This is a genomic window from Nostoc sp. PA-18-2419, from assembly GCF_005869855.1.
GTDB lineage: Bacteria > Cyanobacteriota > Cyanobacteriia > Cyanobacteriales > Nostocaceae > Nostoc.
Genome location: NZ_SZNH01000005.1, coordinates 109,677 through 130,129, shown reverse-complemented (window position 1 = coordinate 130,129; position 20,453 = coordinate 109,677). Strand labels below are relative to the sequence as shown.

General features: G+C 40.7%; 11 protein-coding genes. 5 read left to right on the top strand and 6 right to left on the bottom strand.

Annotated elements, in window-relative coordinates; all coding sequences use genetic code 11:
• Window positions 1-329 precede the first annotated feature (329 nt).
• Window positions 330-2,255, top strand: a complete 1,926-nt coding sequence (mnmG, locus tag FCR06_RS07565) for a tRNA uridine-5-carboxymethylaminomethyl(34) synthesis enzyme MnmG (protein ID WP_138498416.1) — start codon at window positions 330-332, stop codon at window positions 2,253-2,255.
• Window positions 2,256-2,260: 5 nt separating this feature from the next.
• Here mnmG and FCR06_RS07560 read toward each other — a convergent pair whose 3' ends face one another.
• Complete coding sequence (locus FCR06_RS07560; RefSeq protein ID WP_138498210.1) at window positions 2,261-2,449, bottom strand: hypothetical protein; 189 nt, start codon at window positions 2,447-2,449, stop codon at window positions 2,261-2,263.
• 32 nt (window positions 2,450-2,481) lie between these two features.
• Between FCR06_RS07560 and FCR06_RS07555 the strand changes: the two genes are divergently transcribed.
• On the top strand, window positions 2,482-3,861 hold the full coding sequence (locus tag FCR06_RS07555) for a hypothetical protein (RefSeq protein WP_138498208.1): 1,380 nt from the start codon (window positions 2,482-2,484) through the stop codon (window positions 3,859-3,861).
• A gap of 417 nt (window positions 3,862-4,278) precedes the next feature.
• On the opposite strand, the gene FCR06_RS07550 is transcribed toward FCR06_RS07555, so the two are convergent.
• Window positions 4,279-5,040, bottom strand: coding sequence for an N-acetylmuramoyl-L-alanine amidase (locus tag FCR06_RS07550; protein ID WP_138498206.1), 762 nt, complete (start codon window positions 5,038-5,040; stop codon window positions 4,279-4,281).
• 553 nt (window positions 5,041-5,593) lie between these two features.
• Here FCR06_RS07550 and FCR06_RS07545 point away from each other — a divergent pair.
• Window positions 5,594-6,163 (top strand): Uma2 family endonuclease, encoded by a 570-nt coding sequence (locus tag FCR06_RS07545; RefSeq protein WP_138498414.1) that lies wholly within the window; start codon window positions 5,594-5,596, stop codon window positions 6,161-6,163.
• A gap of 128 nt (window positions 6,164-6,291) precedes the next feature.
• On the opposite strand, the gene FCR06_RS07540 is transcribed toward FCR06_RS07545, so the two are convergent.
• A complete protein-coding gene (locus FCR06_RS07540; protein WP_138498204.1) occupies window positions 6,292-6,678 on the bottom strand; it encodes a hypothetical protein in 387 nt (128 codons plus the stop codon).
• A 1,047-nt stretch (window positions 6,679-7,725) separates the two neighbouring features.
• Here FCR06_RS07540 and FCR06_RS07535 point away from each other — a divergent pair.
• On the top strand, window positions 7,726-9,558 hold the full coding sequence (locus tag FCR06_RS07535) for an iron uptake porin (protein ID WP_138498202.1): 1,833 nt from the start codon (window positions 7,726-7,728) through the stop codon (window positions 9,556-9,558).
• A 24-nt stretch (window positions 9,559-9,582) separates the two neighbouring features.
• On the opposite strand, the gene pgmB is transcribed toward FCR06_RS07535, so the two are convergent.
• Window positions 9,583-12,561, bottom strand: a complete 2,979-nt coding sequence (gene pgmB / locus FCR06_RS07530; protein WP_138498200.1) for a beta-phosphoglucomutase — start codon at window positions 12,559-12,561, stop codon at window positions 9,583-9,585.
• A gap of 217 nt (window positions 12,562-12,778) precedes the next feature.
• Window positions 12,779-15,187 carry a sucrose synthase gene (locus FCR06_RS07525; RefSeq protein ID WP_138498198.1) on the bottom strand — a complete coding sequence of 803 codons (2,409 nt, stop codon included), beginning with the start codon at window positions 15,185-15,187 and terminating at the stop codon, window positions 12,779-12,781.
• 504 nt (window positions 15,188-15,691) lie between these two features.
• Between FCR06_RS07525 and FCR06_RS07520 the strand changes: the two genes are divergently transcribed.
• Window positions 15,692-15,925, top strand: a complete 234-nt coding sequence (locus tag FCR06_RS07520; protein ID WP_138498196.1) for a HetP family heterocyst commitment protein — start codon at window positions 15,692-15,694, stop codon at window positions 15,923-15,925.
• Between the two features lie 243 nt (window positions 15,926-16,168).
• Here the strand turns inward: FCR06_RS07520 and FCR06_RS07515 are convergent, their stop codons facing one another.
• Complete coding sequence (locus tag FCR06_RS07515) at window positions 16,169-20,044, bottom strand: PAS domain S-box protein (protein WP_138498194.1); 3,876 nt, start codon at window positions 20,042-20,044, stop codon at window positions 16,169-16,171.
• Window positions 20,045-20,453 lie beyond the last annotated feature (409 nt).

The window sequence follows — 20,453 nt, the reverse complement described above, 5'->3', positions numbered from 1 at the left end:
CTGGGTAAAAAATCAGCTATTTATAAATTATAATTAGATCTGAATAACGATAAATTATAGCAATTTTATTATGGATGCACAGTTATCCGCCACTACTACATTTGTGGTTGGATATCGAAGTATTCTTGAGCAAGATATTTAATATACATTACAGATAAATTCAAATTGTGTTTGTGACTGACAATCTAAAAAATATTTGTCAAAAATAAAAACGTATTTATTATTGAGCAATAGTAAAGTTGATAACTTATTTATCAGAAAGTTACATCCCTGAAATCACTGGAAACGTTAAAATTGAAAAGAACTTTCAGCTTGCTGTCCCTGTAAGTATGACCATGCACAACGTTGTTGAATTCCAAGACGCTTTTGATGTGATTGTCGTTGGTGCAGGTCACTCCGGTTGCGAAGCAGCTCTGGCCTCTGCCCGCCTCGGTTGTCGTACCTTGCTATTGACACTCAATTTGGATAAAATCGCTTGGCAACCCTGTAACCCAGCAGTGGGTGGCCCAGCGAAATCCCAGTTGACTCACGAGGTAGATGCACTCGGTGGGGAAATTGGGAAAATAGCAGACCGCACCTACTTACAAAAGCGTATCCTCAACTCTTCACGAGGGCCTGCTGTTTGGGCTTTACGCGCCCAAACTGACAAGCGCGAATATGCAGCAGTGATGAAAAATATTGTGGAAAACCAAGAAAACTTGACCATCCGTGAAAGTATGGCAGTTGACTTGGTGTTGGGCGCTAACGATGAAGTCATCGGCGTGGAAACTTATTTTGGTGTAGCGTTCCAATGCAAAGCCGTTATCTTGACAACTGGCACCTTTTTGGGTGGCAAAATTTGGGTAGGTAATAAATCAATGCCAGCAGGACGAGCTGGCGAATTTGCAGCTGAGGGATTGACACAAACCCTAAATCACTTGGGATTTGAAACTGGTAGGCTCAAAACCGGAACCCCAGCTAGGGTAGACAAGCGATCAGTAGATTACAGTAAAATGCAAATCCAGCCAGGGGATGAAGATGTGCGCTGGTTTAGCTTTGACCCGGATATGTGGGTAGAACGCGAACAAATGCCTTGTTATATTACGCGTACAACTACTGATACTCATCGCTTAATTCAGGAAAATTTACACCTGTCGCCAGTTTATGGGGGTTGGGTGGAAGCCAAAGGGCCGCGTTATTGTCCCAGTATTGAAGATAAGATTGTCCGCTTTGCTGATAAAGAAAGTCATCAAATCTTTATTGAGCCGGAAGGAAGAGATATACCCGAACTTTATATTCAAGGGTTTTCTACAGGCTTGCCAGAAAATTTGCAACTACAGATGTTGCGGACTCTGCCTGGTTTAGAAAAATGTGTAATGCTGCGTCCGGCTTATGCTGTGGAATATGACTATTTACCTGCAACTCAGTGTTACCCCACACTGATGACCAAGAAGATTGCCGGGCTGTTTTGTGCTGGGCAGATTAACGGCACCACAGGCTATGAGGAAGCCGCAGCTCAAGGTTTGGTAGCGGGAATTAACGCAGCTCGGTTTGTTCGCTCTCAGGAGATGATTGTCTTCCCCCGCGAGCATAGTTACATTGGGACGCTAGTTGATGACTTGTGTACCAAAGACCTGCGGGAACCTTACCGAATGCTTACTAGTAGGTCAGAGTATCGGTTGATTTTGCGTTCTGACAATGCCGACCAACGCCTGACACCCTTGGGACGAGAAATTGGTTTAATTGACGATCGCCGTTGGAATTTATTTACCCAAAAACAAACCCAGATTACCACAGAAAAATCACGGCTATCCAACACGCGTATCAAAGAAMATGATGAAATTGGTATAGCGATCGCTTCTCATACCCAGCAAGCAATCAAAGGTTCAATTACCTTAAATGACTTACTGCGGCGTCCGGGATTCCATTACGTTGACCTCGACAGGTTCGGACTGGGAAACACCAACCTCAACCGCGCCGAGAAAGAGGGCGCAGAAATTGACATCAAGTATTCTGGATATCTCGCTAGGCAACAAAATCAGATTGACCAAATTGCCCGCCAAGCCCACCGCCAGTTACCTGCGGATTTAGATTATGCAAAAATTGATACTCTTTCCAAAGAAGCGCGGGAAAAACTGACTCACGTAAAACCACTTACTCTCGGTCAAGCTGCACGTATAGGTGGTGTAAACCCAGCCGACATCAATGCTTTATTATTATATTTAGAATTGCGTAAAACCAAGAGCCAGTCAGGGTTTACAGCGTTAATCTCATAAAAACTTCATAAAGGGTGAGTATAGTAGTAAAGAGGGAGATGGGTATGATAGATGACATAAATCTTAGTATTGCCATCATTAACAATCCCCAGATTGAAGTTGATTTTAATACCACCGCTCAATAACTCGTCTTCATCAGACGGGCGATTGAATATTTGATTGATAATCCTGATAAAAGGCAGCAGGAGCGGCATTTCCCTGACCTAGTAATAAAGATAGAACGTCTATGTTACAACAAGCCACCACCCGTCTCATAATTCCAGAATTATCAGAGGACTTAATCCCCAACGAACCTTGGTCGATAGAAATCTATGCTGAGGGCTTGATGGATGAACTCTTTGCGGATATAGACCACATTCTCGATGCTAGTGGTAATCTAGTTTCTCAAACCATTAAGCACAGCACTCCGAAAAAGTCGAGCCAATCCGCGGCTGGGGTTTCTTTTGAAGTTCAAACCAGCCCCAACCGCCGCTCTGATTTTGCAACTGTAGTAACTGGCGTTGGGAACCCACTGCAAACAGTTACCATGCCGCAGATTATCTTACCAACAGCTGATAGCCCAGTAGAGTCAGTTGCTCAAACTAACCACAAGCAATTGAGTACGGTTGTATTTGACCCCGCCACCGTCAAACCAGTTAGTAGAAAGCCTCAGAAAACCAGTTCTAGTTTGGGCAAACTGCTGATTGTGGGAACAACATTAGGTGTGGCGATCGCCAGTATGATTTACCTAGTACAGTCTGGCGTTATCCATCTTTTTAATAGCAAATTGCCCCAATCAGCTCTTTTAGTGCCGCAGCCCCAGTCACAATTGCCAACAAAACCACAAGTTGAGGCAGAGTTAGTTGACTATATGGTAAGTGCCCTAGCAGTTATAGATAAGCAAAGTGTAAAAAATAATCAAAGCTATATCAGACCTGGATTTTCCACTCAGGCAAATACTAACCAAATAACCCTTGCCAACGGGCAACCAACCAATAATTTACCGCCACTGCCACCTTTAGCGGCTAACAATACACCACCAACTCCTAACCGTTCTGGCAACGTTGTTGAACGCATTTACGTACCTGTACCATCGCCAATGCGCTACGCTCTCCCAGCAATTCCTGGCACTCCCACACTTTTACCACAAGTTGCGAGTGCGTTGCGGGGTTCTCAACCTAATATTGTGAAAACTGCCTTGAATACCGTGCGACAAGCTGCCAAGCCTGCCACTGTCAACATGTTAGCGGCTGTGCTACCAGAACTCAAAGCTGTGGCTACGAAAACTGCACCCATTACCGTGCGACAAACACCCAAGCCTCTGCCTGCATTACCAGTTGTGCCATTACGTCCAGCACTCGCACCAGAATCAGAACCAACTATTACCGAGCATCAGGTGTATTTGCCAACTGCGATCGCAGAGGCTCCGAGCAGTACCTTAGAAGGATTACTAGAATTAGGCAACAAATCTGCCGCTTTGTTTAAAATCGAGGGCGTGACTCGTCGCATCAATATGGGTGAAAGCATTGGTTCAAGCGGGTGGACACTTGTTGATGTTAGTAATGGTGAAGCAGTGATTCGGCGTAACGGCGAAGTGCGATCGATTTACGCAGGGCAGAAATTGTAAGAACTTCTAAAAAATAAAGAACTACAATCTATTGGAGATTGAAATTCTCGCTGATTGAAATCATAATTTATCATTCAGGCTTAGAAAATTTCCCCACGACTACTTATCTAGTTGCAAACATTCGTTTTGAATTCCTTTAAAAAGACTCTGTTGGATAAGGGTTTTAGAATTTACCTGTGTTTGCTGTGTTTCCTAACGCCACTTGACAGCGGTTGCTCATGGGTAAACCCCTGTCCCAGCAGTGGCTCCTCCTATTCCCTGCATACCTAAATAAGTTCAAAAATTAAAGTAGATTACTATAGTTAGAATCGGTAGAGTAAATTTTACCCAGTAATATAAAAATCAACAAATTCAGATTTACGACTTATATAATAAACCGTAAATCTAAGTATTAAACTAATATTTAAAGAAAAGTAACTAATCTTTTTCTAGAACTTTGCTATGTCCAGCGAAAACAAAATGTTCGTCTCGGTTTCCTTTACTTTTATCAGGCCACTTAACCCAATAATGATTTTCCTCAAAACGGACATCTAAAACTGGATAATCTTTTGGGTCAATCTCAAATAAAGATTCTTTTGGAAGGTCTGAACCCTGCTCAGTAGAAGGTTTGAGAAGAGTTTTTGTTGTGATTTCTAAAACGTATTTCTTATCATGTTTAACTTCAACTCTATCTGATTCACCAATTAATCCATCTTTAATCGCTTCCGCCATTTTTTCAACATCAAACCGATCCATATCTACTTTAGCGTCACAAAAGCAGCACTCAATTAAAATAGCTGGCATTTGTGTATTCTTGAGAACAAAGAAGCCTGTATTTTTCACTCCTCTGCTGTGAAAACCAAGTTTAACAATCTCTTTGAGAACTGATTGAGCAATACCTTGTGATACATTACTAATGGCATAAACTTCTGTCCCATTGGCTGTGCCAGTGAATTTATTGAAGTGAATCGAGACAAAAATATTAACATTATTGGCATTTGCTTTATTAGTTCGTTGTCTCAAAGAATCGGTGACACTGCTAGCGCTACTGGGAGTGCAATCAATAGCGGTATGACCCGCTGCTTGGAGTTTTTGGATTAATTTTGTACCAACTGCTTTAGTTAAAACATCTTCTTGTTTGATGCCTGTTGCTCCTGTATCAGGAGGGCAATTGTGTCCCATATCAATACCAAATTTCATCGAGTTAATCTCCTTGTGATAAATTTTGAGGTACGCATTATCTGCCTATAGTGTATTAATTATTAAGCCAAATGCCATCGCTGTGTCAGTAAGAAAAAGTGAGTATTGACTGTAAAAATTTGTAACGTCTAGCATAATTATCTCTGGAAAAACAGAAATCTCATAAATCGAACCCATAAACTAAGCAGGCTGACCAATGACCCCAGAAGAAGCGCTGAATCTAATCGATAGTCTTTTATGCTCTACGTTTGGGCAAAGGCTCAATGACGTTCAATCTGTAGTCTTTCTGGAAAGTTGGCTGGGACGCACATATGCGGAAATTGCGGTGCAAATAAGTTATGAACACGACTATATTAAGCAAATCGGTTGCCAGTTGTGGCGATCGCTTTCTCAAGTGTTTGGTCAAGAAGTATGTAAAAAAAATATCCAAGCTGTTTTGCGTTGCTATCAGCAGTCTCCAAACAATAGACATTCAAAAAAAGCTACCAAGATTAACATCTTTGAATTAGATAAAATCAAACAAACAAAGGCAACAACGCAAACAAGAACAATCATGAACCAAGCCATTGATGGAATAGGCTGGACAGTTCACGATTTAGAGATTCTACCCGAAAATGAGTGGACATGCTATGAAATTATTAATGGAGAACTCTTGGTGACTCGCACTCCTCACCGCCGTCATCAACAAGTTTGTGGCAAAATATTCCGACAACTCGATATTTGGTCAGACTTGAGTGCTTTAGGAGAAACAATTCTAACTCCAGGGATAATTTTTTCCCAAGCAGATAGCGTTATCCCAGATTTAGTTTGGGTAAGTCGAGAAAGACTAGTAGAAATTGAAGACGAAGCTGGACATTTAACAGCTGCACCAGAGTTAGTAGTGGAAGTTTTATCTTCTGGTAAACAAAACGAACTTCAAGACAAAGAAGCAAAATTAAAACTATATTCAGTTCAAGGTGTGCGTGAGTATTGGATTGTTGATCGCTTCACTCAAAAAGTTGAAGTTTATCGTCGAGAAAAAGCACAGTTGGTATTAGTTGCAACTTTGTTAAATAATGATAAAATTACATCATCACTGTTACCAGGATTTTATTGTTCTATCCGTTTATTTTTTCCGGAATAAGCTAGTTGTATAGATTTCAATTGGATATAGCAATCTGAAATCATTCGTCACGGACAAAATACCCGACTTCTCAAATAAGTCTAGTACCTGTAACTTTCAATTATCACAAATTAAATATAATTGCTATATTATTGTCCTGAACCTGATGAATCTCGTATCTTAATTTCTATATCTCCTATCATGGATTCTGCTTCTACAAAAGCTTTTGCTAAATCATCTATAGAACTCTTTCCTGCACTAAATCTTATTGTTTCAGCTTTTAAGTGTCTTTGAGCTTGACGAAATCCGTTACCCTTTCGCCCAACACCCGTAGTATTAATAATTCCAATAGAAGCTGCACTAATTGCAGCAAAAATTTTTGTTCTAAATGTTCCAAGTTCGTCAACAAAGGTAGCGACTATCAAGGATGAAAGTATAGAAATTACTCCTAAAGTTATGTAAGTAGAGTGTAATATCACTGCATCTTGATGCCATCTTTTTATTTGCTTTTGAATTTCTTCTGGTATTTCTTGCATTATCTAAATTAACCTCTTTTAAAAATAGTAGAACAGCAATCAAGCTAATATTGCAGGTGCAGATTAAATTAAAAATACTGTTGGACTTGTCAAGTTAATATTGTTATAAATACCAGTGATGCCAGACAAATTAAAAATAAAATCAAAATCTCTGAAGCCTAAACTTGTTGAAATCTATTAGAAAGCTGACAATTTTTAGAATATTTGCTTATTTTTTGAATGTCAGTGAGAAAAAGTGAGTAATTACTCTAAACTTTATGTTTAAATACAATGCTATTTAGGAAACCTTATACCAATTCTCTATGAAGATGCACATAATCAAGACCCCCTGTAGTCCCCCCTTGCTAAGAGGGGACGGCGTAGCTGGGGGGTAAACATATGCAGCTTCATAAAGAAACGGTATTACCCCTCTTTAATCACTACGGGGAAAGAAAAATACTGTTCACAACCTCAACCTTAGACTAAATCAGAAATTGAGCGATCGCGGTCTAGTTTTATCATTTAAGTCTGTTTGTTGAGAAATGCTTTTATAAAAAGGATCATTGATTATTCTCTGCTGAAAGTAACAAAAGAGGGATTACTTATATAAATATCGATGGAAACCGAGTAATGAAAGCGCCCTCTGTTTGCTGGAATTTGGGTAATGGAATTTTGACAGGTGAGATATTCCTCGGCTGCGGCTTTGCTAACGTGACTGCAACGAAAACCACTCTTTTGTAATCTTTCGCCCCTGTGTGACGGACACTTTCCAAAGGCATAGCAACTTTACTATAGATTCTTACAAATTGTAGTTATTGAGACTACAGAAACCATCAAATAATTTTTATATTAAGTTCACTATAGATTTTTCCTAATTGTAATTATTGAAATTACACAAGGTATCAGATAATTTATCGGCAAAATTATCAATTGGTATACAACTTATTAGTATATTTAATAATTTAAAAATACTTTGATATGACACAAATATATTTTAATAAATAAAGAATATTTAATGTTTCAGACAAATTTTTTGAAATATATCTAGCTTAGTTGTGAGGAGACATCGTGAAAGTTAATTTCCTAGCTTCTGTTAGTGGAGTAAGTTTTTTGTGCTTACTTTTCGGATGGTCACCTGTACTAGCGATAGGAGCAATTGAATCAGGTGCAGATAATACTCAAACTCAAAATTTTTCCCAAAAAGCAGCTAATTTGCTAAATGAAGCTAGTTATAAAACAAGTAATGATGATTATAAAAGTGCTGCATTGACACTACCTTCCTCTAGTGATTCTTTGCAAACTACTTCAAAGTCTTCACGTCCCTCTGCTGAAATACGCTTAGCGCAAGTAACATCCGTATCACAATTGTCAGATGTCCAACCTACAGATTGGGCTTTTGCAGCATTACAATCTCTAGTCGAGCGCTATGGTTGTATTGCTGGTTATCCAAACAGCACATATCGGGGGAACCGTGCGCTGACTCGTTATGAATTTGCTGCTGGTTTGAATGCGTGTTTAGATCGGGTTAACGAGCTAATCGCCACCGCAACTAGTGATTTGGTAACAAAGCAAGATTTAGCCACCTTGCAAAAACTGCAAGAAGAATTTTCTGCGGAATTAGCTACACTGCGAGGTCGAGTAGATGCTCTGGAAGCTCGCACCAGTCAGTTAGAAGCAAATCAGTTTTCTACAACTACCAAACTCAATGGTGAAGTAATTATTGCAGCTATTGGTGCAACCGGAGGCGCTCCAGATGTGGATGACCCCAATATCATCTTGACAAACCGAGTCCGGTTAAATCTTACTACCAGTTTCACCGGTAAAGACTCACTGATTACTGGGTTGCAAGCATATAATTTCTTGGGTGGTGTAGATGGAAGTGGTAGCCTTCAAGAGAGTTTGGGATTAGCATCACCAATCCTCAGTTCTAGTAGCGCTCGTACTAGTTTTGAACCTCAATTTCCTGGAGTCGATCCTAAAACACTAACAACAATCGGTGCCAACTCTATTCAGCTTTACAAACTGCTTTACATCTTTCCGGTTGCTGATAAACTCACATTATTTGCTGGCACTGCTGCTGAAGTGTCGGATGCTTTTCCTGCAATTACTCCTTTTTACGGTGAAGGACAAGAGGCGATTTCTCGCTTTGCGAGTTTGAACCCTGTAGTGCGTATTTCTGGTGGTACTTCTGGTTCTGGTTTAGCATCTGCTGCTGGCTTTATTTTTAATATTTCCAAGCAACTCGATTTGAGAGCTTTGTATGGCAGCGTCAACGCCAATTTACCAGCGCAAACAGCAGATACACCATTGGGGGCAGGTGTATTTGGGGGTAGTAGCGTCATCGCAGCTCAATTAACTTTTAGACCAAGCAGTTCTATCGATATTGGTCTCAACTATGCCAACAGCTATCACAGTATAAACATTCTTGCTACAGGATTAACTAGTAGTGATATTGGTGCTTTAGCAGGAGTTGATTTAGCAACACCTCTAAAACTTAACTCTGTTGGTGGAACATTTACTTGGCGATTTTCTCCGAACATTGCTTTATCTGGTTATGGCGCGGCATTTTTTGTTGATGATTCTTCTGAGACAGTTGATGCTTCTACTACCTTCACTAGTTGGATGGCGGGTGTTCATTTCAACGATTTATTCCGAAAAGGGAACAATGCCGGCATCATTTTTGGTCAGCCACTATATCGCACTGATGCCAGTGGTGCGGCTACCCTAGCAGCTGCGGGTGAAAACAGGGCTGTTCCGTACCATTTAGAAGCTTACTACCGCTTTCGGGTCAACGACAATATCAGCATTACTCCGGGTGCATTTGTTCTTTTTAATCCTGAAAGCAATAGCAACAACGATACAACTACCGTAGGTGTACTTCGTACTACCTTCACTTTCTAATGGCGTTGCAGAAAAAAATATGAATTAGTGCCTCACCGATTTTTTGGAGTTCTGTAATTGACTTCGTAGATCTGCCCATTCGACCCCTGCTAAGCTGGGCAAAATAACATGAGCGGCTCCAACTCGTTCAACTGGGCCAATACCTACTGCCCACATCCCAGCAGCTAGAGCCGCCTCAACACCCGCGGCGGCATCTTCTACAACTACAGATTGGGCTGGTTCGATTCCTAGCTCCTTGGCTGCATAGAGAAATAAATCTGGTGCTGGCTTGGGTTGCTGTACGCTATAACCATCAGCGATCGCATCTACTTTATCAGCAATACCCAATCGCTCGATTACTGTGCGGGCATTTTTGCTGGCTGAACCAATGGCTATTTTAATTCCAGCTTGCCGCAGTTCATCCAAAAGGGCGATCGCTCCTGGTAACAAATCCTTAGATGTCATATGTTTGAGCAATTCCATATAGTAGCGGTTCTTGCGCTCCATCATTTCTTGGATTTGTTCTTCTGAATACGGTCTATTTCCAATAATCAACATTAGCGAAGCACGACGGGATACACCCCGCAGTGCTTCATTAGCCATCCGATTAAACGGTATACCCTCTCGATCTGCTAGCTTCTGCCAACCTAGATAATGAAGTTCTGCTGTGTCTGTCAGCACACCATCTAAATCGAAGATGACTCCTTGGATGTTGGGATTGGGAGTACTGACTGTTGATTGTTGATTGTTGATTGTTGGTTGTTGAGTTATTCTCCTTGTCCCTTTGTCTTCCTGATCTCCCCGTGCCTCGTGCCCCATATCCACTCCTCCATGTAAATCAAAGTCGTGCCATAACCCTTGCCAGTGCAGTTTAAACTTCAAGCGTGTCCAGTTAGCAGGTAAATGGGGGTTGGCGATCAGGCGATTTTCGGTGAATTGAATACCACCAAAGCCAAAAATTACAGCTTGCCAAACGCCGCCAGCAGTGGCGCCATGAATTCCATCACTGGTATTTCCCCGGTTATCTTCAAGATCCACCATTGCTCCATGCATAAATAGTTTGTAAGCTTCTGTGGATAGATTCAAATTTGAAGCTAAGATGGCGTGAACTGCGGGGCCGAGGGAGGAACCATAGGTAATATCAGTGCGGGGTGCGTAGTAATCCCAGTTTGTCTGCAATGCTTTTTCGCTATAGGGAAAATCTGTTGATTCTCGCATTAAATAAAGCAGCATTAATACATCTGGCTGTTTGAGTACTTGATATTTGTTGGTTTTCTCAATACCCAAGATGGCTTGCATGGAGCGATCGCGTCCTTCGTAATCTGCTAAATTAATATCTTCTAATTGAAAAAATTCTTCGCACTGCTCGATTAATTCTGTTGATGGGTCGTAAAACAATAAGATTTTGGCGATGATGTCTTGCCAGTAATATTGCTGTTCTGAAGTCAGTTGTAGTTTCTCTTGTAATTCTCTGGCTCGTTGTGGGTATTTATCAGCCAACCAATCACAAACTGCGATCGCTTTTTCTAGATGCCATTGCGCCATGCGGTTTGTAAAAATATTGTTGTGGACGAATTCATGGTATTCATCCGTTCCGATTACTCCTCGAATTTCATACTTTTGGCGCTCAGGATTGAATTCCACGCGGCTACCCCAAAAGATGGCAGCATCTAAAATCATCTCTGCGCCGTATTTTTGCATCCATTCATCATCGCCTGTGGCTTGCCAGTAGTTCCAAACTGCGTAGGGGATATCTGCGTTGATATGTATTTCGCGATCGCGACACCAAATCCGCACGTCTTCACCATAAAAATCAGTCGGCAGTGACCAACGTGGTGTTACTTCATCGCCAGTAGCAGCACTTTCCCAAGAAAACATTGCTCCTTTATACCCGTAATGAGCAGCTTTGCGTCTAGCTCCTGGTAATGTGTGCCAGCGGTAACTCAGTAAATTTCGGGCGATCGCTGGTTGGGTAAACACAAAAAACGGCAGCATAAAAATTTCTGTATCCCAAAAAATATGACCGCGATAGCCAAACCCCGAAAGAGTTTTTGCTGGAATGCTTACCTTGTCATCATGCCGTGGTCCAGCAATCAACAGCTGAAACAGATTGTAGCGAACTGCAAAAGCCGCTGTGGTATCTCCTTCAATCAGGATATCGCTTTGTTGCCAAACCTCATCCCATGCCTGTTCATTCGCTTTTAGTAGTGTTGCGTAGTCTGACAAGTAGGCGAGTTTTTTTTGAGCTGCTGGGACTGGTGTTTCAATCTCCCGCGAAGTGAAAACTGTGACGAGTTTTTCTACTGTTACGGTTTGTTGCGCTTTAGCCAAAAAGGTCGTGCTGAGGGTGGGATAACCAGGTGTAGTACTGACTTGCAAGGATGCTTTTGTCCCCGATATTGTCATCTTCGCTGCCATACCCAGTTCAATTTGGGAGTTGCGGGTGCGACTTTGTAACCAAATTCCTTCGTCAGTCTTGCCTTGATCTAGTCCTTCCCAGTGATTAAAACCCTGATTTTCTGCATACCCGTTGATGCTTCCCTGAACTTCAATTAATCCATCAAAATCTACTGGGGTTAACTGACAGCGTTGTCCTAACACATGCTGGTCAGCAAAACTAGCAAAGCGTTCAAAGTAGATGTCTATGGTTTTCCCACTGGGAGAACGCCAACGCAAATCACGACACACAAGTCCCTGACGTAGGTTAAGCTTTCGCTCATACCGCAATATCTCACCTTGGTTGAGACGAAAGCGATCGCCATCCACAATCACTACTAAAGGTAACCAGTCAGGGCAATTAACTAGTTCAGTGTACATCACGGGCACATCATCATAGACACCGTGAATAAAAGTAGCCGGCAATGCATGAGGATAACCTTCCTCAAAACTGCCCTTTATTCCCAGGTATCCATTGCCGATTGTAAAGACGGTTTCTTTGGAGTGCAATTGGTCAGGATCAAACTGAGTTTCGGTTAATGTCCAGTCTGTATAAATAAAATGGCGAGAACGACCTTTTGTTTCCATTATTCAATCTGTTGAAAGTGGTGATTGGGCAGGGAAGGGGAAGAATAACTTTTAACCTTAGCTAATACCGCTTGACTTTAAGATTGATACAAATAGGAGGCAGGGGGCAGGGAGCAGGGGGAAAGAATTAAAGAGGAATCATTTGTATCAGGCATTTCGTGAAATGGTATAACAAAAATGTTTTTGGCGAGGTTCCTCACTCAGCACTGGGCACTCCCTACTCACCCAGATGTTTTTTTAAAATCTTTTTAGCTCTTGGTTTATAGAGCAAATGAAATAACGCTTCCATGTAACGATCTCTGGCTTCGTTATTTTCTGGAGCAATAAAGTTCCAAAAACTAAATATTTTCGTCAGCAATAACAATTGATTAGTATGTGAATGCCAATTGTATCTGTGATGAATTCGCCCAGTCATCCATTCTGAAACTTCCTGCCAGTATTGAGGATGAGTATCACATTCTTCAAGGAAGTCTAAAATCTTTTTTGCTGTTCCTTCCAAGTCTGTAGGATTAATATTAAATCTGTCTTCTTGGTTTTTAATAATTTCTAATGACCCACCAAATTGAGTGGCAAAAGTTGGTAACCCAGAAATCATGGCTTCCAAAATAGACCTTCCGAAGGATTCAAAACGGGCAAAGTGGACATAAATTCCCTGAGAATCTGCAATTACTCGGTAGGCTTCACCGAGGTCACGGCTAGACAGACGCATTCCTAACCAACGAATCTTACCGTGGAGATGATATTGCTTAATAATGTCGTGGAGTTTTTCGATTTCTCCTGCTTCTTCTGGGTTAATAGCTTCATGTGGATGCAGTTTACTAGTTAAGATAATCAAGTTGCAATGTTCTTGCAACGCTTGATTTTTTCTGAAGCATTCAACCAAACCACTAAGGTTTTTAACTGTGTTGAAAGTTCCAATGGCAAATATTGGTCGCTTTTTGGAGTTATCTAAGCGACCAAAAATTTGGGAGTCTTCACTAATAAAGAGTAGTTCGTGAATTTTTCTACAAAGCTCAGCATCTCGCTCTGATTTTTGGCTGTGGGGGAAGAAGATGTTTTCATTTACTCCTGGCGGCACAAAGTTAAATTTAGGACTAAACAAATCAATTCCGTCAACTACATGATAAAGTTGTGGCATAGTAAACCACTTGTATGACTCATACTGACCTATGGTATCTGGTGTGCCGACAATTTCTTGATAAGACGATGTAATAATAAAGTCAGCCGCATTCATGCTAATTAAATCGGCAGTAAATTGTACGGAAAAGTGGTATTGTTCTTCTAAATCTTGCCAATATAAATTACTAAATAAATATTTAGGTTTTTCTAAAGAATGAGCAATATTGCACTGGGTAACTTTGAGACTACGAGATAGGAGAAAAGCCACTAAGTTCCCGTCACTGTAATTACCAATGATTAAATTAGGTTTACCTTTGAATTGGGCTAGCAATTCTGTTTGAGCATCTAAAGCAAATGTTTCTAAATATGGCCAAATCTCAAATTTAGAAATCCAGTTATTAGTAATTTTTGGATTAAATTCAGCAAAAGGAACCCGTAAAATCCAAGCATTTTCAGTATCTTGAACTTTTTCTAAGCGTAGGTTACAAAATGTCCCTTCACAGTTAGGAATTAGTCGGGTAAGAATAATTACATGGGGTTTAATCCCCAGTAAGTCGAGGCCAGCGAGTTTGATTTCTTCACGAAGTTTGTTTTCTAAACTGCGGGCTTGTTCGAGAACGTAAGCAACTTGGCCGAATGTTTCATCTCTTCCCAAGACATCTTCTTGTCCAACCCAGCCATGTACGGAAATTAGGACTACGCGAAATACAGCAGGGATACGAGCGACAAATGTTTCTAAAATAGCTGGTTGTGGAGAGTAAATGAGTCGCTCGAAAAGTTCTAAAGTTTCGCGGACTCGCGCCGCAGTATTACCCCAACCCGCTTCAAAGCCGAGTTGTTGGAGGTGAGAGCAAAATTTTTCATAGGGTTCCTCAGGGGGTTGCTGACTGAGGAATTGCAAGGCTGGCTTCAGTTGTTTGGCTAGCTGGATACCTGAGGTAATGCGATCGCCAATTAGCAAAGGAATTCCTTCGTAATCAATTTTGCTTAAAGCTAGATACAAAAGTTCTAGCCAGTATTGGGGGTCAGCCAATAATTCATTTGACAAGTAACGGTTGAGGAAAGCTAAACCTTGACCAATATTTCTGGGGTCGTCGATTCTGGGGGAACCTTCGTAAAAGGGGTGGAGGTCAATTTCCAAGATGTGATTTTGGTAGCGGTTCACCAAGCGATCCCTTGCATCTAGCAATGCTTGGGGCGTCATCTGCTCAAAGCTGCGATCGGCTCTCAATAGCCAAACTTCCTGGCTAGCAATCCTGGGTCGAACAACAAACCAAGTACACTCCTCCTCCAGAATTATTTCATGGGTATAATGTATGAGTTTTCCAATAGAAGAAGAGTGATAAAAGTAAGCTGGCTTTTGGAATTGCTGACAGCAATCGGCAAAAGTGTGCAAAATTTCATTTCTCAGAAAGTAACGTTTACCTGAGAGATTTAATACATCAATTAACTCACCTAGAACAGTTTTTTCATCGCTGTTCAAGACACCTTCAAATAATTCATACATGACGAATTCCAGATATCTAATTAGTTCAGAACCTCATTCTTTTCTCCTCAACATCTGTAATTTTACTTAACGAGTGTTCTATGAGGTACATTCTTATTTTGATGGTAAATAAAGCCAAAAATCCTTGCTTCTAGCTGTGGGCTGAAATATTCAGGTGAAACTCAAACTTATAGAATCCAGAAATACAAGTCTTTTTTTCGCAAAAAACTGCCAGTTTGGCTAAATTAGCTGGAAAGACATATTATTCTAGATGTGTATAAGTTCTCAGTCAGGCATAATACACAATAGGTTTCTTTAATAGTTGAGAACTGATTTAAGACTTTGCGGGTTGAAATCGGGCATATTCTTAGTTCAATGAGTTTACTTAGCCAAGACGACGTTGTGGGATCTAAATCAAAAGTAAAAATTTCTTTTTGTCTACAGCCGAGTCACTCTATCCAGACTAAGTTGCTGAGTAATCAGTATTAAACAGCACTGTTTCGGTAAGTTACATCAGGGTTAGCTATGAACTACCAAATTTCTTCTCAAAAAAATTTTCAAAAAGCCATTAGTCCAGAACAATTTGAGCAGGTAATCGAAGCTATTACCGATGGTCGATATTCCTGGGCTTGTGTACTGATTTTACGCTTTGTGGGTTACAATCCTCTACATTTTATTCCCCAGAGAACTTACAGTCGTTTAATCAAAGAAAATAGCAATGTTTCAAACTCACCTATATCTACTAGGCAAAATTCGTAATTCATAATTACTTTTAGGCAAGGAAATATACTCATTTTCTAGCTAGACAATTCTCTTATGTCACTCTCCAAAAACATTTGTCATTTCTGATTTTTAGAGCTTTTGCTTACTCAGCGTAGGCTTAGCCCGCCGCAGGCATCGCCAGATTTTTTTATAATAATAAATAGCTTGTATTAACTACCTAATGAGCTTTTTAGCGATCGCCCTCTTGGAGAGTGACACCAGAGGGATATGCTTCAATTGTTATTTGAGTAGCTGGTGTAAACTTTTCAATAATTCTCTGGCTGTATAGGGTTTCGATAAAACTGTTTGGACATTAGCCTCAGCAGCTTGAGTAAAAATTTCGATTGAGTTGAGTCCAGTGCAGGCAATGATTTTAACCTGATTGTTCATTTTTTGCAAGGTGCGAATAGCAGTGATTCCGTCCATTTCCGGCATCATGATATCCATTAATACAGCTTGAATTCGATGCTTGTGCTGGGCATAAAGTGCGATCGCCTCAATGCCATTACTGGCTGCAAGCATCTGGTAATTGTGATTTTCGAGAACGATTTTTGCAATGTCACGAATTTCAGCTTCATCATCTACAACTAAAACTAATTCTCCCTGTCCTGGGTAAGCTTGTGAATCTTCTATATTGAGTACTTGGGTTACTTCCATTGCTGGTAAGAAAACTTGAAATGCGCTGCCTTTAAGAATTTGGCTGGACACTTTTATAAAGCCGCCGTGGCTTTTAATGATGCCAAGTGCAGTTGAAAGTCCTAGCCCAGTACCTCTATTTATCTCTTTTGTGGTGAAAAATGGCTCAAAAATTTTATCTAATATTTCTGATGGTATCCCAATTCCATTATCAGCAACAGTAATCACAATGTAATTCCCAACTTTGGCATCAAGATTCATTTTGGTATAAGCTTCATCAATGAACTGATTTGTTGCAGAAATTTGGATATTGCCGCCATCTGGCAAAGCATCACGGGCATTGACTATTAGATTTATCAGCACTTGATGTACTTGTGTGGTATTTGCAGTCATAGCCAAAATGTCTTCTGAAATCACGGTAGAAAATTCAATAGATTTGGGAAATGTTTGCTTAGCAATTTGGATAATTTCTGAAATCAAATATCCGACGTGGATAATTGTATGCTCTTGTTTAAATCCTCGCGCAAAGGACAAAACTTGCTTGACTAAAGTTGCTCCGCGTTTAGCATTGCTTTCTACAAGTGCCATTAGCTGCTGAGAATGCTCCTCATCTTGGAAAAATTTATCTTGTAACAATTGAGCGGCAGCTAAAATCGGCGTCAATATATTATTCAAGTCGTGGGCAATACCACCTGCAAGGGTACCAATGCTTTCTAAGCGCTGAGTGCGAAAAAACTGCTCTTGGAGTTGTTTCTTTTCTGTAATGTCTGTGTCAACACAGAGGATGGATTTAGGTTCGCCGTCTGCATCGTGCATTAATGTCCATCGGCTTTCAACGACAATTTTCTTACCGGATTTGGTAACTTTATCTAACTCACCTTGCCAAGAACCAGTTTCAATTACGCTTTTGAGCGGTGCTTCTAATTGCGGTTGAGTTCCGACTGGGAATAAAATCTCTCGAGAGTCTTTTGCCAGAACCTCTGTGTCCAGCCAACCGTAGATCCGCTCTGCACCTTTATTCCAGAATAAAATTTGGAACTGGAAATCTCGAACTAATATAGCATCGGTGGCAATATCAAGTAGAGCGGCTTGTTCGGAGATTTTTTGTTCGTTGAGTTTGCGATCAGTGATATCTCTGTTTGTACCAAGCATCCGTATCGGCTTGCCTAATTCGTTATAGTAGACCTGACATGTGCAGTTTAACCAGTGTATGCTGCCATCAGGCCAGATAACCCGATACTCTACGGTTCCTCTTCCTTCTTCAAGGATGCTAATTATACTCACAACCAAAAATTCGCGGTCTTCTGAATGGATTAAATTCAGGTACTCTTCAAACGGTGGACATGGACTACCCTTGGACAAACCATAAAGTAGTCCCATATTGGCGGACCAAATACCAATATTGGTAATTAGATTGCGATCCCAGATGCCCATGCAGGCAGTTTCCAAAGCTAAATTCAATCGCGCTTCACTTTCCCGTAGTGATTCTTCAGCGAGTTTGCGATCAGTGATATCTTCGGCGATACCGCCATAATAATTAATTTTTCCTTGGGCGTCGCATACAGAAAAACCCCGATTCCAAATCCAGCGTAACGAGCCATCAAGTCGAGAAATCCGGTATTCTGCTGATGCCGACTGATTATTTAGCAGTTGTTCTATGAGTTTAGTGTGGCGATGCCGATCGTCTAGATGAACTGTGTATAGCCAGGAATCTGGTTGTTCTAACAAATTCTTACAAGCACGACCCCAAATTTTTTCATAAGCAGGACTAATGTACAAAGGCTGGAATGCCTCAGGGCTAGCAATCCAGATCGCTGCTTCGGTGTTTTCGGCAAAATTGCGAAATTTATCCTCACTTTGGCACAATGCTTCTTCGGCAAGTTGGCGATCGCGCTGTGCAGCTTGCTGTTCGGTAATATCTCTTCCTACTCCTTGTATTTCAATAATCTCTCCTTTTTCATCTTTAATTGGGATGCTCTTCCATTGAAACCAGCGAATACCATTGACAGTCAAGGCACGTCGCTCACCAGTTGTCAATGAACAAGATAAAGATATTAGATTTGTCATATTTTCCATTACTTGCGGCAAGTCATCTGGATGAAGAAACTCGAAAGATGATTGACCGCGAAATTCATCTTGGCTCCAGCCAAAGGTTTCACAAGCAGCCAAATTGGCAAAGGTAATTTGTCCTTGCAAATCAATGCGGATAATGATGTCTGTTTGGCTTTCCACAAGTTGGCGATAAAGGTTTTCGCTTTGTCGTAATGCCTCTTCGGCGCGTTGGCGTTGGCTAATTTCTTGTTGCAACAGCGTGTTAGCCAAGACAAGTTCTGTTGTCCTTTGTGCTACTCGTCTTTCTAATTCATCGTTAGCTTGCCGTAGTGCTTCTTTTGCTTGTTGTCGTTCGCTAATATTGCAAATTAACCAGCGCCAGCCAACCTGCTCGCCCTGTGAGTCGTACATGGCAGCCATTTTAATGCTAGCCGGGAAAGGTTTATTTTTTCGTGGTTTTAGGTAAGTTTCCCACTCCTGCACCTGCTGCAAATTATTCAGTCGCCTGGTGAAGGTCTGGCGGTCTTCCTGAGCAATAAACACAATTAATCGTTTGTTTATCAAAAATTCTTGGGGCATAGCAAGCAACATCGCTGCTGCATGGTTAACCTCTTGGATAATACCTGCTGCATCAGTTACTAAATAACCATCTGGAGCGAATTCAAACAAATCTTGGTAACGCTGACGCTCTAATTCTACTAGCTCACGAGCTGCGAGCAGTTCTTGATTTTGTTGGCGCAGTTCCTCTTGTGCCGTCCGAAATTCCTCGAGGGCCTGCTCAAGTTCGTGATTAACTTCCATGATTTCAGTAGATTGTGCGTCAAACCAAAGTCTTAAATAATTTTGAGTTTGGCAGCGTCCTTGGTCTATTTCAATTTGCCGAGCAATCTGGGTGAATTTATCTGTGGGTTTTTGTAAAGATTGCTGTAGTCCTTCAACAACTCCAACTATTTTCACCAAGTCAAACGCTTGTAGCAAGCTAGCCTCAGTAATGACTCCTACCACTTGCCTACTATCGTCCAAAATCGGCAGATGGCGAATTTGATGTTGACGCAATAACGATAAGGCGATAAAAATATCCTGACAATCTGATTCTCTTAGGGTAACAACTGGTCGCCTCATCACCTGGGTCATTCTCAGTGTAGATAAGTCAACTCTAGAAGCTACAAGTCTAACTATATCTTGTTCTGTAAAAATACCTAATAAATATCCTCCCTCCATAACCAAGATATAATCAGTTGATGATTGACCTCCAAGGGTTAAATCCAATGAAATATCTGAGTTAGTTGGTGCATAGTTATTACATCTTTCCTGAGTCATTAAGGCAATAGCTTCGACTACATAACTATCAGAGGTAATCGTAAACGGAGTACGATTAATAACATGATATAAAGTAGGTAAATTAATTAGCTGATCGTTGAATCCCATAGTTAATTAGTCAATTCTAATTATCTTGTTGATATCAAGAGAAACTAGCATCAGCTAGCAAAATTAAAGGCAAGGAAACTGTTGAGAATTGAGATTTTTATCCTCAAAGAAACGATTAATCAGGTATATGGATAAATACACCCTGTAAATTTTACTAGGCAATACAGAAAAAACAATACAATTTAGTAACCAAGCCAGGAACAATAAGTAGATAGAATTTTAGAGTAGACAAACTCATTCTATTGTCAAACTTAAGATAGATGAGCTGCTATTTAAAGAGATTACCTTAAATAACAGTATTGTAGTATGAAATTTTTAAAATTCATAACTGGATTGGAAGTATGAAACACCATAGCAGTGAAGAATTAGGTGGAATATAATAATTAGTAGTTTGGTGTTAGTTTAACGG

Coding starts and splice junctions, on each gene's coding strand:
- FCR06_RS07560 (WP_138498210.1), bottom strand. CDS start 2,449: ATGCCGCTCCTGCTGCCTTTTATCAGGATTATCAATCAAATATTCAAT.
- FCR06_RS07555 (WP_138498208.1), top strand. CDS start 2,482: ATGTTACAACAAGCCACCACCCGTCTCATAATTCCAGAATTATCAGAG.
- FCR06_RS07550 (WP_138498206.1), bottom strand. CDS start 5,040: ATGAAATTTGGTATTGATATGGGACACAATTGCCCTCCTGATACAGGA.
- FCR06_RS07545 (WP_138498414.1), top strand. CDS start 5,594: ATGAACCAAGCCATTGATGGAATAGGCTGGACAGTTCACGATTTAGAG.
- FCR06_RS07540 (WP_138498204.1), bottom strand. CDS start 6,678: ATGCAAGAAATACCAGAAGAAATTCAAAAGCAAATAAAAAGATGGCAT.
- pgmB (WP_138498200.1), bottom strand. CDS start 12,561: ATGGAAACAAAAGGTCGTTCTCGCCATTTTATTTATACAGACTGGACA.
- FCR06_RS07525 (WP_138498198.1), bottom strand. CDS start 15,187: ATGTATGAATTATTTGAAGGTGTCTTGAACAGCGATGAAAAAACTGTT.
- FCR06_RS07520 (WP_138498196.1), top strand. CDS start 15,692: ATGAACTACCAAATTTCTTCTCAAAAAAATTTTCAAAAAGCCATTAGT.
- FCR06_RS07515 (WP_138498194.1), bottom strand. CDS start 20,044: ATGGGATTCAACGATCAGCTAATTAATTTACCTACTTTATATCATGTT.